Source organism: Paenibacillus kribbensis (genome assembly GCF_002240415.1).
Lineage (GTDB): Bacteria > Bacillota > Bacilli > Paenibacillales > Paenibacillaceae > Paenibacillus > Paenibacillus kribbensis.
Window position 1 is genome coordinate 2,230,702 of sequence record NZ_CP020028.1, and the last position, 14,812, is coordinate 2,245,513.

Below are 14,812 nucleotides of genomic sequence, written 5' to 3' on the forward strand. Positions count from 1 at the left end.
GAGGTGAGCAGAAATGGGCAAATGGATGAAAAAACTGGAGAAATGGATGGGGGGAGGGGAGGAGGGAACCAAAAGGTTCAATTCGTTTCGCTGGCTGCTTATTGTAGGTCTGATCGGCGTAGCCATCATGCTTTTTAACTCATTCGTCAATGTGAAAAAGGTGGACCCGGAAAACGTAGGGCGTGAACCGCCTGGCGTGATGAAAAATGAGCCTGCACTAGAGACAACAGCGGGGGAAAAGAGCTCTTTTGCCGGGATCGAGAAGGTCTTTGAGGACAATATGAAGCAGATGCTGGAGCAAATTGTAGGTGTGGGAACGGTTGATGTCATGGTTACCGTAGACTCCACCGAAGAGGTTATCGTCCAGCGCAATGTGAAGGATATGCAGGAAGAAAATAACGAAACGGATGCTAATGGCGGCCAACGGCATACCACTCAATATACACGCGATGGAGAGATTGTCACCTATGAATCGTCAGGAGGCCAGCACACCCCGATCGTTACCAAAAAAGTAAAGCCGCAGGTGAGGGGAGTACTCGTTGTGGCCATGGGGGCAGAAAACCCTACGGTGAAGAAGCTCATTATTGATGCTGTACAGAAGGGGCTTAATGTGCCTTCCTACAAAATCTCAGTTGTGCCGCGCAAGCAGGGATAATATGGGATTCACAGGCAAAGAAGCTAGTATATTAACCATTAATGAATATGGAGGACGGAACATGAATAATAAAAGACAAACCGTTTGGCTGGTGTCCATGCTGAGTTTAATGGTCGTGCTGTCTGCGTATTATTTGTTTACGGAGGACTCAAGCCCGGCAAACCCGCCAGTGGCAGACAGTGAGCAAGTGAGCAAGGATAAGCAGGGAACCGCACAGGAAGCAACTTCGAAGGCAGAAGAGCAATTGAATGAGCTGAAAGTGAATGAAGTGGTGACGAATGGGGAAGTCACTGGCGATGCGGCAGCCTCTTCCACGAAGTCGGACACAGGAACAGAGACCTCAAAGGGCGATAAGGACACGGCAGCTAAGACGGACACAACCGCAAAAAGTGAAGATAAAACAACCTCTACCGCCAAAACTGACCAGCAGGTACTTGATCAAGTGGCCACAGAGCAAGAGGCCAAACCTACAGCAGCAGCGGTGATTGATAACTATTTGCTGGAACGGGATGTGGAAAATCAAAAGAAAAATGACGAGCTAACAACAGCCATGAACGACAGTACACCTAAGAAAGCTGCAGAGGCGCAAAAGGAATTGCATGTGCTGGAAGATAAACAGGCCAAAATTACCGGAATTGAAGAAGAGCTTCAGCAGCAGTTTGCCAATGCGGTCGTGCGTGAGGAAGATGCTGATAAATACAAAGTAGTTGTTCTGAGTGAGAAATTGGACGCCAAACAAGCGGTAACCATTGTCGATAAAGTCATGAAAGAACTGAATGTAACGCAGGACAAAATCAGCGTGCAGTATGTTACACAATAAGACAAAAATCGCGAAAAAGCCCGGATTTCTGCATTTTCCCGGGCTCTTTCTATTTTTAATGATTGTGATATAATACATAAAGCTGTTTCAACAATGTTATCAGCAACCGGCAAAATGCTGAAGGAGTGATTAATAGAGATGTTTAAATTAAGCGAGATTAAGGAATTGATCAAGCTGGTGGATGAAACGTCTGTACATGAGCTTGAAATTGAAAATGAAGGAACTCGCCTGTTGATCCGCAAACCGGGCAAGAGCGAGATCGTTACAGTTCAGGCTCCTGTGGCAGTACCTGCTTATACAGCGGCACCACAAGCTGCTATTCCAAATCCACAAGTACAGTCCGATGCTGGACAAGCAACTGCTGGGGAAACCAAGGAATATGCAAGCAATCTACATAAAATCGTATCTCCGATGGTAGGCACTTTCTATAGTTCTTCATCCCCGGATGCGGCTCCGTATGTGAGTATCGGCAGCAAAGTGGGCGATAAAACAACGGTATGTATCATTGAAGCGATGAAGCTGATGAACGAGCTGGAAGCTGAAGTGAAGGGCGAAATTGTGGAAATTTTGGCCGAAAACGGACAGCTGGTCGAATATGGCCAGCCATTGTTCCTTGTGAAACCGGAGTAAGAAGCTTGCTTGAGCCCTCTTTCGGGGGCCAAACAAGACTGCTCCCAGGGAGGATAAAGTCATGACATTTCAAAAAGTATTGATTGCGAATCGTGGAGAAATTGCGGTTCGCATCATTCGCGCTTGCCGCGAAATGAATATTTCAACGGTTGCCGTATATTCGGAAGCCGATAAGGATTCGCTGCATGTGCGTCTCGCAGACGAGGCCTACTGTATTGGACCGACACTGTCCAAGGACAGCTACCTGAATTTTACGAACCTGATGAGTGTTGCTACCTTGACTGAATGTGATGCCATTCATCCAGGCTACGGATTTTTGGCGGAAAACGCCGACTTCGCTGAAATTTGCGAATCGTGCAATATTACGTTCATTGGTCCTTCTCCCGAAGCGATTAACAAAATGGGAGACAAGGCCGTAGCCAAGCAGACGATGAAGGATGCCGGAGTTCCGGTTATTCCGGGTTCGGACGGGCTTGTCGAGGATTTGCAGGATGCGATTAGCATCGCACGCGATATTGGTTATCCTGTGATTATCAAGGCCACTGCTGGTGGCGGCGGTAAGGGTATTCGTATTGCCGAGGATGAGGATAACCTCATTCAGCAAATTACTACTGCCCAGCAGGAAGCGCAAAAAGCGTTTGGCAATGCGGGTGTGTATTTGGAAAAATATTTGACCGGTATGAAGCACGTGGAAATTCAGATCATAGCGGACAAGCACGGCAATGTCGTGCATTTGGGCGAACGCGACTGCTCTGTGCAGCGCCGCCGTCAGAAGTTATTAGAGGAAGCGCCATGTCCTGTACTTTCACCGGATGTGCGTGAAGAAATGGGTCAGGCAGCGGTTCGTGCAGCTTTGGCTGTGCAATACTCTGGTGCAGGTACGCTGGAATTTTTGCTTGGTCCGGACAATCATTTTTACTTCATGGAAATGAATACACGTATTCAGGTAGAGCATCCCGTGACGGAGATGATTACCGGTGTAGACCTGATCCAGGAAATGATTTCGGTCGCTGAAGGGCATCCGTTGTCCTTTACACAGGAAGAAGTGGTCATCAATGGATGGGCGATAGAGTGCCGTATTAACGCCGAGGACCCGGATCGCAATTTTATGCCTGCACCGGGGAAAATCGGATTTTATCTGCCTCCAGGCGGTCCTGGGGTGCGCGTAGACAGCGCAGCTTACCCGGGTTACAGCATTCCTCCTTATTATGACTCCATGATCGCCAAGCTGATTGTGTGGGCACCTACACGGCAGGATGCAATTGCCAAAATGAAGCGGGCTTTAACTGAGTTTGCTGTTGAGGGTATACCAACAACGATTTCTTTTCATCAGCGTTTGCTGGAGCATCCGACCTTTATTAAAGGCGATTTTGATATTAAATTTTTGGAGGAAAACGAAGTTTAATCGGTATATTTCCTCCGTTTGTCATAATGAACGCCAAATGATATAGTATGGATAATAAGTGAGCATGTCTGCTTTGATATCCAAAGCTGGAATGAAACTTATTTTGACCGAAAGGTGTTGAAGGTATGAGCACAGTGCCAACCGAATTCGAACGTACAGAAATTGGGGAGATTCAGATTGCCCCGGAAGTGATTGAAGTGATTGCCGGACTGGCTACCGTTGAGGTGCCAGGCGTGGCGGGAATGAGTGGCGGATTTGCCGGCGGATTTGCCGAGCTGCTGGGCCGCAAAAATTTGTCTAAAGGTGTGAAAGTGGAAGTCGGACAGCGTGAAGCGGCTGTAGACGTCTCCGTTATTATTGAGTACGGTAACCGTCTGCCTGAGGTGGCTGCTGCTATTCAGCATAATGTTAAGCGTTCCATTGAAACGATGACAGGACTTAACGTTGTTGAAGTGAACGTGCAAATTCATGATGTTCAATTCAAAAGTGCCGAAAAAGTAGAAGAGCCGGAAGTTCTGGGCGCCGGACGGGTTAAATAGAGCGATACTTTGTACAAACCCCCGACCCTTTTGGGTCGAGGGTTTACTCTAATTTAAGGAGGCTGTGCGTTTCGTGGCCAAAGTTATGGACAGACTTCTGCTGTTCTTATACAGCTTGAGTATCGGAATTATTTCCATTCTCGCCATCCTCCTCCTGAGCGGGGCCATTCCGTATGCTATAAGTATTGAGGATGAGCGAGTCGTATGGTTTGCCAGCTTGATCATTGCAGGAGTTCTGCTGCTATTGAGTCTCCGGGTTTTTTATATCTCTATTCGCCGGAGCCAGTCTGTGCAGCATTCTATTGATCAACGAACGGAATACGGCGACATTCAGATTTCGGTGGATACCATTGAAAATCTGTGTCTCAAAGCGTCATCCCGCTTTCGTGGGATGCAGGATTTGAAGGCACGTGTTCGCGTGCTGGAATCGGGACTTGATATTACGATTCGGGCGGTTGTAGACGGGGAAAGATCCATTCCGGTGTTAACCTCCGAGGTACAAAAAGGGGTACACGATCATGTGGAAGAAATTACAGGCATTCCTGTGTCCAATGTATCGGTGTACATCGCTAATGTTTCTCAGTCACCAAGCTTTAAGAGTCGTGTGGAATAGAGGTGATTTTCCCTGATGCCCTGGAAAGAAATATGGGGAAGTTACAAGGGCCGGATCACGGGGATTACGGCCGGTATTTTTTTTGGTTTTATTTATTTGTGGGCAGGCTTTTGGAATATGTTGTTCTTTGCATTGATGGTGTTCATCGGATACACGCTAGGAAGACGTAGCGATTCAGCGCTCGGTTCCCTCCTCCCTTGGAAGGAATGGAGCGACTGGCTGTCGCAGCGTTGGCGTCCTTTTAAATGAACCCTGTGATACGTGTTCTCCAAAATAGAGCTGTAGCTTCTTTGCGCCCAACGTTTTGGAGGATGCGTTCACAGGTTTTTTTGTGAAAATGGTTAAAATGAAAAATAGATACAGGCAAGCGTAGGAGGCAGGGCATGAAAAGACGTCTGGCGAGGGAATTAGCGGTACAAAGCATGTACCATATGGAAATGAATGAAGTGGATGCAGCAGCAGCGGTGGACATGCTTCTTCAGGAGGCCGCTGAGGAGAACGAAGCGGAAGTTGTCATTAAAAACGCAGCAGCGTTGAGATCGTACGTTTTGGAGCATGTGCGCGGTACGTGGGAACACAAAGAAGCCATTGATGGGCTGTTGGTGGATTACCTTAAAGGCTGGCAGATCAGCAGACTTTCACGCGTGGATCGTCAAATATTAAGACTTGCCGTATATGAAATGATTTTCCGTGAGGATGTTCCAGCCAAGGTAGCAGTCAACGAAGCCATCGAATTGTCCAAGCATTTTGGTACCGAAGAGTCGGGCAAATTTGTTAATGGTGTGCTGGGTCGGGTGATACAAGAGCTGGAGCAGCTAAAAGCACGTTTTTAAGTTGAAACTACTGAATCAGGTTGGGGAGTGGTTAAACATGTCGGCACCGATCATTGATGGTAAACAAATCTCTCAGGATATTCGCGCAAGCATTCAGCAAGAGGTCATTCGTCTGAAAGATCACCAGTTTCAACCCGGATTGGCAGTTGTACTGGTAGGTGAAGATCCCGCTTCGCAGGTGTATGTTAAAAACAAGGAAAAGGCGTGCCATGATCTCGGCTATTATTCCGAGGTTCATCGTCTGCCAGCGGATACTTCGCAGGAAGCATTGCTGGAGCTGGTGGACAAGCTGAATCACCAAAGCAATATTCACGGAATCTTGGTGCAGCTGCCGCTGCCCAAGCACATTCATGAAAAAGCGGTCATTGATGCTATTGCCGTGGAGAAGGACGTGGATGGATTTCATCCGGTAAACGTAGGCAATCTGGTTATCGGTGACGATAGCCTGCTGCCTTGTACTCCCGCTGGAGTGATTGAGCTGATTAAGCGTACAGGGGTAGAAATAGCGGGTAAACATGCGGTGGTTATTGGTCGCAGTAATATCGTAGGTAAGCCAGTGTCATTATTGTTGCAGCGGGAAAATGCTACAGTAACGATGTGTCATTCCCGCACAGCGAATATTGCCGAGTTAAGCCGGCAAGCGGATATTTTGGTTGTTGCCATCGGCAAAGCCAATTTTATTGATGCTTCGTTCGTAAAGCCCGGTGCAGTAGTTATCGATGTTGGAATGAATCGTCTAGAAAACGGAAAGCTGGCGGGTGACGTTGATTATGAGAGCGTGAAGCAAGTGTCCGGTCCGATTACGCCTGTTCCCGGCGGAGTAGGCCCAATGACGATAACGATGCTGATGCAAAATACGCTCGTAGCGGCCAAGCGGTCGCACGGTTTGGCTTAAGGGCGACTGCCTGTGGCTGAACAGCGTATTTACTCCATAAAGGACCTGAATCGTTATATCCGGATGAAGCTCGAATCGGATCAGGTTCTGTCCGACGTATGGATACGCGGGGAAATTTCTAACTTTACGCATCATTCGAGTGGTCACATGTATTTTACGCTCAAGGATGAGGGGAGCCGCATACGTTCGATTATGTTTGCGACCCATAATAAGCGACTCCCTTTCGTGCCTAAGGAAGGTACGCGTGTTATTGCCCGGGGAAACGTATCCGTGTACGAACGGGATGGACAATATCAATTTTATGCGACCCAAATGCAGCCCGACGGCATCGGAAGCCTGTATCTTGCTTACGAGCAGCTCAAACAAAAGCTGGATGCCGAAGGTTTATTTGAACCTGCTCGCAAGCGCAATTTGCCGGCTCACCCGGCAACGATTGGTGTGATTACATCGCCGACCGGGGCGGCTGTACGGGATATTATCACGACGCTTCAACGGCGATACCCGCAGGCGGGAATTGTCCTGTATCCTGTGCTTGTACAAGGCAAAGGGGCTGCCCCCTCCATCGTCAAGGCGATTGAAGCCATGAATCGCATGCAGGAGGTGCAGGTGATGATCGTCGGGCGGGGTGGCGGCTCGCTGGAAGAGCTGTGGGCGTTTAACGAGGAAGCCGTTGCGCGCGCCATCTATGCATCGGTCATCCCGGTTATTTCGGCGGTCGGACATGAAACGGATTTTACTATTGCCGATTTTGTGGCCGATTTGCGTGCCGCTACGCCGACCGCAGCGGCCGAGCTGGCTGTGCCTCATCAGGGAGAGCTGCGGGATCAGCTGCTCCAGCGAGAGCAGCGGTTGCGCAACGCTCTAAGGCAGCGGCTGGAAACCGGCCGTGAACGCTTAGCCCGGCTCCAGCGTTCGCCGGTGCTGCTGCATCCGCGCCGTTACATGCTGCAGCATGCGGAACGAATGGACATGCTGCAGCAGCGGCTAATCCGTGCAGCAGGCCACCGTGCGCGCTTAAACGCGGAAAAAAACGCGCGTATGCGTCAGGTGCTGGAGCGTTTTAATCCGCGTGAACAAATTCGTTCGGCACGCAAGCAGACGGATATGGCGCAGCGTCAGCTGGAGTCAGCGATACGTGCGATTACGAAATCGGGACGGCAGCAACTGCATGCGGGCATTCGCCAGTTGGATGCGCTGAGCCCGCTCAAGGTCATGGCCCGAGGCTACAGCCTGGTATATGATGAGCAGGAAAAACGGCTGATCAAGTCGCTCAAAGACGTACAGCCGGGAGATTCCATCAGGATTAAAGTGAGTGACGGGCAGTTGGATTGTCAAGTATGGGGAATGAAGGAGGACGCGAAGCACGGTGGCGAATGAAACGGAACTGAATTTTGAAGCGGCGATGGCCGCTCTTGAAGAAATTGTCGGGCAACTGGAGCACGGAGACGTTCCTCTGGAGCAAGCCATTGATCTGTTTCAGCGCGGCATGAAGCTGTCTCAGCTTTGCAGCCAGAAGCTGGAACAGGTCGAACGTAAAATTGAAATGATCGTGGAAGAGGATGGAAATTTGCGCAAGAAGCCTTTCGGCGGCGGATTGGATGAAAACGGTGGTGAAGGGGTTGAATAGACCGTCATTCAAGGAGTATTTGAACGGGACGGCAGACGCGGTTTCGTCTGCGTTAACCGAGCAGTTCCCGGCCCATTGGAATATTCCTGCAGTTCTTCGAGAATCTATGAATTATTCACTCACCGCAGGCGGAAAACGTCTGCGGCCTCTGCTTGTGATCGCGGCTGCCGAAGCATTTGGCGGAAGCAGGGAGGCTGCGTTGCCGGTGGCATGTGCAGTAGAAATGGTACATACGTATTCCCTCATTCACGATGACTTGCCAGCTATGGATGATGATGATTACCGTCGGGGCAAGCTGACGAATCATAAGGTATATGGCGAAGCGGTTGCTATCCTTGCGGGAGACGCGCTGCTGACCCATGCCTTTTACAGCGTCGTACAAGCAGGTCGGCGTCATGGGGTTTCATCCGATGCGCTACTGTCCATCGTAGAGGAGCTGTCCGAAATGAGCGGAGCACGGGGCATGGTAGGTGGCCAGGTCGCGGATATGTCCGGCGAGCAGGGGTTGACAGGTATCGAGGAACTGGAGTATATCCATCTCCATAAAACCGCTGATTTGATCATTTTCTCCCTCTTGGCAGGTGGACGAATCGGCGGAGCGGACAAGAATCAATTAGAAGCGCTTCGCCAATTTGGACGCGACCTGGGTCTGGCTTTTCAAATTCAGGACGATATACTGGATCTCATAGGCGATGAGAGCAAAATGGGTAAAAAAACACAAAGTGATGTTGAACAGGAAAAGGTAACTTATCCGTTTTTTATCGGTATGGAAGCATCCCAGCAGCAAGTGGAGAAGCTTACGGCATCTGCCAAAAAAGCGTTAATAGAAGGCGGTATACCGGATTCGTCGCGTTTGCTGGAGATTGCGGATTACCTGATGAAGCGTGATCATTAGTGCGGTTAAAGCTGCTTTGACTTGTCTGCGTTTAAGCAAGGTCATAAAGTATGATATAATATTTGTTAACTTTACACACAAACTTGAAGGAAAGCGGGGAGATATGCGTGCTGCTTCCACACATAAAGCAACCAGGCGATCTGAAATCACTGTCGGTTGAGGAGTTGGCTTCTCTAGCCGAGGAAATCAGGAGCTTTTTGATTGAGAAGCTGTCCGTGACTGGGGGGCATCTGGCATCGAATCTGGGAGTGGTTGAGCTCACAATCGCCCTGCATTACTGCTATAACAGTCCGAAGGACAAGATGATTTATGACGTTGGACATCAGGCCTACGTGCACAAAATATTGACAGGGCGAATGGACCGGTTTGATACTCTTCGTCAGCGTGATGGACTTTGTGGATTTGTCAAGAGAAGCGAGAGCGAGCATGATGTCTGGGAAGCCGGTCATAGCAGCACGTCTCTGTCAGCGGCGATGGGAATGGCATTGGCACGAGATTTGAAGGGCGAGGACAATAAAGTTATTGCGGTGATCGGGGATGGAGCGTTGACCGGAGGCATGGCCTTCGAAGCGTTGAACCATATCGGTCATGAACGTAAAAATTTGATGGTCATTCTGAATGACAACGAAATGTCGATAGCGCCGAATGTTGGGGCCATGCATAATTATTTGAGCAAAATCCGCTCAGATCGTCACTATTTGCGGGCCAAAGATGAGCTCGAAGTTTTGTTGAAAAAAATACCCGCTATTGGCGGTAAACTTGCCAAATCGGCTGGCCGTGTCAAGGACAGTCTTAAATATATGATGGTGCCTGGCGTGCTGTTTGAGGAGTTGGGTCTTACGTATCTTGGTCCGGTCGACGGACATGATTTGCCGAAGCTGATCGAAACCTTCCACCAGGCCGATAACGTCACAGGTCCTGTGTTGGTGCATGTCGTAACCACTAAGGGCAAGGGCTACAAGCCTGCGGAGGCAGATTCACACAAGTGGCACGGAATCAGTCCGTACAAAATTGAATCCGGTCAGGTGCTTAAGGCTGTGGGCAACCCCATGTACACGGAAATCTTCGGACGGACGCTGATTGAGCTGGCTGAACAGGACGAACGCATTATAGCGGTTACGCCTGCTATGCCTGGTGGTTCTGGACTGGTACCATTCAGTGAGGAGTTCCCTACACGGATGATTGACGTCGGCATTGCCGAGCAGCATGCAGCTACCATGTGTGCCGCATTGGCGATGGAGGGACTAAAGCCGGTATTTGCGGTATATTCCACCTTTATGCAGCGTGCTTACGATCAGATTGTACATGATATTTGCCGTCATAATGCGAATGTGATGTTTGCGATTGATCGTGCCGGTTTTGTCGGGGCTGACGGGGAAACGCACCATGGCGTGTTCGATGTGGCATTTTTACGTCATATCCCTAATCTTGTGCTTATGATGCCTAAGGATGAAAACGAGCTGCGCCATATGATGAAAACAGCGCTGGACTACGATGATGGCCCAATTGCTTATCGCTATCCGCGTGTTAATGTGGTGGGTGTGCCATTGGATTCGGAACTGAAAGCCATACCGATTGGCAGTTGGGAGCTTTTGCGCAAGGGTGAGGGCTACGCTGTAATTGCTTCAGGCCCGATGCTTCAGGTGGCGACGGAGGCTGCGGAGACGATGAAACGAGAAGGCCTGCAGGTAGGTGTCGTCAATGCCCGTTTCCTCAAGCCTGTGGATGAGGATATGCTGCGTGAACTGGCCCGCCAGCATACGAAGCTGATCGTTCTGGAAGAAGCTTCCGAAGCGGGAAGTTTGGGTAGCGCTGTGCTGGAATTTTATGCGAAAGAAGAAATTCAAAATGCACAGGTGCGTCTAATGGGGATTCCTGATATATTTGTGGAGCATGGCTCCATTAAAGAGCAGCGTGCTGAAGTGGGGCTCACCGCTGAAGCCGTGTGCCTCAAGCTTCGTCAATGGACTGCAGAGCCGGCTTATGGCATGGGACAATCGGTATAAGGGAACCTGGAGCGAAGACGAGAATAATTACAAAAAAAGTATGACAAAAGCAGCTTGGCTGCCTAAAGGGAGATTAACATGTCTGTTCCGAAGGAACGCATTGATGTATTGCTTGTAGAACAAGGCTTTTTTGAAAGCCGGGAAAAAGCCAAGGCCGCTATCATGGCAGGTCTAGTGCTGGCGGACAGCGAGCGGATCGAGAAGGCGGGTATGAAGGTGCCACGCGACAGTGAGCTTAAAGTTAAGGGATCGGTGCATCCGTATGTAAGCCGTGGAGGATTGAAGCTGGAAAAGGCCATTCGCCAATTTGCGCTCGACATGAATGGCAGGGCGATGCTGGATATCGGCTCATCCACCGGCGGTTTTACAGATTGTGCGCTTCAGCATGGAGCGGAATACGTATATGCGATTGACGTCGGTTATAATCAATTGGACTGGTCGCTTCGTAATGATGAACGGGTATGTGTCATGGAGAAAACAAATTTCAGGTATATGACACCTGCGGATTTGAACGGTCCTGTTCCAAATTTCGCAAGTATTGATGTTTCTTTTATTTCGTTGCGCATTATTTTGCCTCCGCTGCTTGCATTGCTGAAACAACCTGCCGATATTGTAGCTCTGATCAAGCCGCAATTTGAAGCCGGCCGTGAAAAGGTTGGAAAATCCGGTGTAGTCCGTGACCCTGCTACGCATAAAGAAGTGTTGCAGACCATCCTGTTGTTTGCGCAAGAGCTTGGCCTCTCGCTGCAAGACTTGGCCTATTCTCCGATTACAGGTGGAGAGGGCAATATTGAATTTTTGGCGCATTGGCGTTTGGACGAGGCTCTGGTTGCAAAATTGCCACTGGAGAACGACGATTTCAGTTCACTGATTGAGCGTACCGTTCAGGAAGCAGGTCAGACTTTTAACAATGGCCCGTCGCGCAAGTAACATTCAGGGGTTCTCATGAGTTCGGTGAACTTAAGGGAACCCCTTTTTGGTGTGGGGGATTGATTATCGAACTCACGTTCGCCTATAATGAGGAGTATAGAGGAATTTTACGTCTTGTCCTAGAATATGTCCATGAGGTGATCGATTCATGGACACACGATATGATACGGTTATCATTGTTGTGATCGGGGTGATATTAGCAATATGGGCTTTATACAGCCTGCGTGCATGGTTAGAGGAGCCCGAACCACTTGTATTAAAGACGATACCGATTAACGAGGAGCTGGACGAAGGCCCCGCCGTGGACCTGCTTGAAAAAGCAGGTTATGAAGTGGTGGGCGGAAAAATGAAAATACCGCTTGCTTTTAAAGTGAATGGAAATACCGTGTATAGTCGTTTGTTTATAGACTACGTGGCTGTACGAAACGGTTCGACATATATGGTTACAACATCACGCCGGAAGAAACCAATTCAGTGGAGCGGTCCTGAATTGCGGGACAGGCTCTTGCCGTATTTGCTACTCTATCCGGGATGCGCGGGTGTATTGTACGTCGATACGGACGAGCAAAGTATTCGCCTTATTACATTAATGGAAGACCTCGAAGAAGAGGAATATGAAGATTAATCCACAGGAGGATTATATGAAGGGTCAACGACATATTAAAATCAGGGAAATTATTTCACAACAGGAGATTGAGACACAGGATGAGCTGGTTGAAGCATTGCGCAAGGCTGGTTTTCAGGTGACTCAGGCCACTGTATCACGCGATATTAAGGAGCTGCTGCTCATTAAGGTTCCAATGGATGATGGCAGATATAAATATTCGATGCCTTCAGATCAGCGGTATAATCCGGTGCAGAAGCTGAAACGTACGTTGGTTGACAATTTTTTGCATATTGATCACACAACAAATCTGATTGTGATGAAGTGTCTGCCGGGAACAGCCAACTCCATTGCTGCTTTACTGGACAACATTGAATGGCCTGAGGTTATGGGTACGATTAGTGGGGATGACACCATTCTGATTATTTGTCGGTCGGAAGAGAACAGCGAAGCCATCGTGAATCGTCTTATGGGCTTCATTTCCTAATTGCAAATCAGGCGTTTTAATTTGTACATCATGAGGTGAAAGAACGATGCTGGTCACTTTGTCTATACGAAATTTGGCAGTTGTAGAAGCTGTTGATGTTCATTTTTTTAAAGGCTTTCACGTTTTGAGTGGAGAAACAGGTGCTGGTAAATCCATCATTATCGATGCGCTGGGTCTAATTGCAGGCGGTAGAGGCTCTGCCGATCTTGTGCGCTATGGGTGTGATAAAGCAGAGATGGAGGCCTTGTTTGAACTACCTGCCAATCATCCAGTGTGGAGTACGTTGGAGCAGCAAGGCATTAAAGCCAATGCGGAGGAGCATTTGCTGATTCGTCGCGAACTCACAGTCCAAGGGAAAAGCTCTTCACGAATTAATGGGCAAATGGTTAATTTAACGATGCTGCGTGAGGTAGGGGAGCAGCTAGTCAATATCCACGGACAGCATGAACATCAAAGCTTGCTGCGTGCAGATCGTCACCTGGCGCTCTTGGATACGTTCGGGGATACGGTCATTGGTCCGGTCAAAGCGTTGTATCGAGAGCGCTACAATGCTTTTGTCAAGGCCGAAAAAGAAGTACGGGAATTGCAAAGTTCCAGCCAGAAGGCTTATCAGCTATTGGATATGTACCGATTTCAACTGGAAGAGATCGCTGCAGCGGAGCTGAAATTGGGGGAAGATGAATTATTGGCAGAAGAACGGGTCAAGCTATCCCATAGTGAGAAAATGATGGATGGGATATCAGGAGCCTACGAATTGCTAAACGGCAGAGGTGGACTGGACGTGATCAATGATGTATTGTCCAGACTAAATGATGTCCAAAACTACGACAGCAAAAGCCTTCAGCCTATTGCCGAGCAGATTCAATCAGCTTTTTACCAGTTGGAGGATGCAGCATTTCAATTACGTTCGTATCGTGAGGATATTGAATTTAATCCGGGGAAGCTGTACGAAGTAGAACAACGTTTGAATCAAATTACCGGGCTGCAACGAAAATATGGTGATAGTATCGAGCAGATTTTGGAATACTATAGCCGTATTGAGCAGGAAACCGACCTGCTGGAAAATAAGGATGAACGACTGGAGCAATTGATTGCAAATCGAGATCAGCTGCTTGCGGATTTGCTGGAAATTGCGGAAGAGCTTACGGAAGCACGTGAAATTTGCGCGGAAGAGCTTGCAGAGCAAGTGGAGCAAGAATTAAAAGACCTTCAAATGGAAAGAACGTCACTCAAGGTGCGTATTGATGCAATTGAAGATCCACGAGGATATGAATATAAAGGACTTCGTGTAAGACCTACCAAGCAAGGGATTGATAATGCGGAATTCCTTATTTCTCCCAATCCTGGCGAGCCGCTTCGTCCACTTGGCAAAATTGCTTCAGGCGGTGAATTGTCACGTATTATGTTGGCAATGAAGAGCATTTTTGCTCGTCATGATCAAATTCCGGTACTCATTTTTGATGAGGTGGATACCGGAGTGAGTGGTCGTGCGGCTCAGTCCATTGCCGAGAAGCTGTATCGATTGTCCTCTGTCTGCCAAGTATTTTCCATTACTCATTTACCGCAGGTGGCATGTATGGCGGATCACCAGTATTTAATTGAGAAAAACGTTTATGATGGACGGACCATGACACAAATTGAGGGATTAACCGAAGAAGGGCGTGTCAAGGAATTGGCACGTATGCTGGGCGGCGTAGAAATTACCGAAAAAACATTGCATCACGCACAGGAAATGTTGAATTTGGCGGAAGGAAAGAAAGCCTGAAAAGAGCGGCTGGCGTAATGATTAACAGTTATAAAAGCCTGGGGGCAAGGTTACCTTATAGGTACGCAATTGGCGACCACCTTTACTCGTCAAGCGAAAGAAGCAAAG

Annotated in this window: 17 protein-coding genes; all 17 read left to right on the forward strand. The window is 48.7% G+C overall.

Features of this window, described 5'->3' with window-relative positions; translation table 11 throughout:
• The first annotated feature begins 13 nt into the window (after nucleotides 1-13).
• Entirely contained in the window at nucleotides 14-655 is a 642-nt protein-coding gene (gene spoIIIAG / locus B4V02_RS09995) for a stage III sporulation protein AG (protein ID WP_094154661.1), read from the forward strand.
• Nucleotides 656-716: 61 nt separating this feature from the next.
• On the forward strand, nucleotides 717-1,475 hold the full coding sequence (locus tag B4V02_RS10000; RefSeq protein WP_007430930.1) for a SpoIIIAH-like family protein: 759 nt from the start codon (nucleotides 717-719) through the stop codon (nucleotides 1,473-1,475).
• Nucleotides 1,476-1,613: 138 nt separating this feature from the next.
• Nucleotides 1,614-2,105 carry an acetyl-CoA carboxylase biotin carboxyl carrier protein gene (gene accB / locus B4V02_RS10005; protein WP_094154662.1) on the forward strand — a complete coding sequence of 164 codons (492 nt, stop codon included), beginning with the start codon at nucleotides 1,614-1,616 and terminating at the stop codon, nucleotides 2,103-2,105.
• Between the two features lie 61 nt (nucleotides 2,106-2,166).
• On the forward strand, nucleotides 2,167-3,510 hold the full coding sequence (accC, locus tag B4V02_RS10010) for an acetyl-CoA carboxylase biotin carboxylase subunit (RefSeq protein WP_094154663.1): 1,344 nt from the start codon (nucleotides 2,167-2,169) through the stop codon (nucleotides 3,508-3,510).
• A 125-nt stretch (nucleotides 3,511-3,635) separates the two neighbouring features.
• Complete coding sequence (locus B4V02_RS10015) at nucleotides 3,636-4,049, forward strand: Asp23/Gls24 family envelope stress response protein (RefSeq protein ID WP_007430927.1); 414 nt, start codon at nucleotides 3,636-3,638, stop codon at nucleotides 4,047-4,049.
• Between the two features lie 73 nt (nucleotides 4,050-4,122).
• Nucleotides 4,123-4,662, forward strand: a complete 540-nt coding sequence (amaP, locus tag B4V02_RS10020) for an alkaline shock response membrane anchor protein AmaP (protein ID WP_007430926.1) — start codon at nucleotides 4,123-4,125, stop codon at nucleotides 4,660-4,662.
• Between the two features lie 15 nt (nucleotides 4,663-4,677).
• The gene (locus tag B4V02_RS10025) at nucleotides 4,678-4,911 is read left to right on the forward strand and encodes a DUF2273 domain-containing protein (protein ID WP_007430925.1); all 234 of its coding nucleotides are present in this window, start codon (nucleotides 4,678-4,680) and stop codon (nucleotides 4,909-4,911) included.
• A gap of 134 nt (nucleotides 4,912-5,045) precedes the next feature.
• Nucleotides 5,046-5,495 carry a transcription antitermination factor NusB gene (gene nusB / locus B4V02_RS10030; protein WP_068499346.1) on the forward strand — a complete coding sequence of 150 codons (450 nt, stop codon included), beginning with the start codon at nucleotides 5,046-5,048 and terminating at the stop codon, nucleotides 5,493-5,495.
• Between the two features lie 37 nt (nucleotides 5,496-5,532).
• Entirely contained in the window at nucleotides 5,533-6,390 is an 858-nt protein-coding gene (gene folD, locus B4V02_RS10035) for a bifunctional methylenetetrahydrofolate dehydrogenase/methenyltetrahydrofolate cyclohydrolase FolD (RefSeq protein ID WP_094154664.1), read from the forward strand.
• Nucleotides 6,391-6,402: 12 nt separating this feature from the next.
• On the forward strand, nucleotides 6,403-7,767 hold the full coding sequence (gene xseA, locus B4V02_RS10040; protein ID WP_094154665.1) for an exodeoxyribonuclease VII large subunit: 1,365 nt from the start codon (nucleotides 6,403-6,405) through the stop codon (nucleotides 7,765-7,767).
• Complete coding sequence (gene xseB / locus B4V02_RS10045; RefSeq protein ID WP_094154666.1) at nucleotides 7,757-8,017, forward strand: exodeoxyribonuclease VII small subunit; 261 nt, start codon at nucleotides 7,757-7,759, stop codon at nucleotides 8,015-8,017. Before xseA ends, xseB begins: the two co-directional genes overlap by 11 nt.
• Entirely contained in the window at nucleotides 7,989-8,912 is a 924-nt protein-coding gene (locus B4V02_RS10050; protein WP_007430919.1) for a polyprenyl synthetase family protein, read from the forward strand. The genes xseB and B4V02_RS10050 overlap by 29 nt, the downstream gene beginning before the upstream one ends.
• 107 nt (nucleotides 8,913-9,019) lie before the next feature.
• Nucleotides 9,020-10,918, forward strand: coding sequence for a 1-deoxy-D-xylulose-5-phosphate synthase (gene dxs, locus B4V02_RS10055; protein ID WP_094154667.1), 1,899 nt, complete (start codon nucleotides 9,020-9,022; stop codon nucleotides 10,916-10,918).
• Between the two features lie 78 nt (nucleotides 10,919-10,996).
• On the forward strand, nucleotides 10,997-11,848 hold the full coding sequence (locus tag B4V02_RS10060) for a TlyA family RNA methyltransferase (RefSeq protein WP_007430917.1): 852 nt from the start codon (nucleotides 10,997-10,999) through the stop codon (nucleotides 11,846-11,848).
• 148 nt (nucleotides 11,849-11,996) lie between these two features.
• Nucleotides 11,997-12,473: a hypothetical protein gene (locus B4V02_RS10065; RefSeq protein WP_094154668.1), complete on the forward strand. Its 477-nt coding sequence runs from the start codon at nucleotides 11,997-11,999 to the stop codon at nucleotides 12,471-12,473.
• 16 nt (nucleotides 12,474-12,489) lie between these two features.
• Nucleotides 12,490-12,939, forward strand: coding sequence for a transcriptional regulator AhrC/ArgR (gene ahrC, locus B4V02_RS10070; RefSeq protein ID WP_007430915.1), 450 nt, complete (start codon nucleotides 12,490-12,492; stop codon nucleotides 12,937-12,939).
• 46 nt (nucleotides 12,940-12,985) lie between these two features.
• Nucleotides 12,986-14,704 carry a DNA repair protein RecN gene (gene recN, locus B4V02_RS10075; RefSeq protein WP_094154669.1) on the forward strand — a complete coding sequence of 573 codons (1,719 nt, stop codon included), beginning with the start codon at nucleotides 12,986-12,988 and terminating at the stop codon, nucleotides 14,702-14,704.
• Nucleotides 14,705-14,812 lie beyond the last annotated feature (108 nt).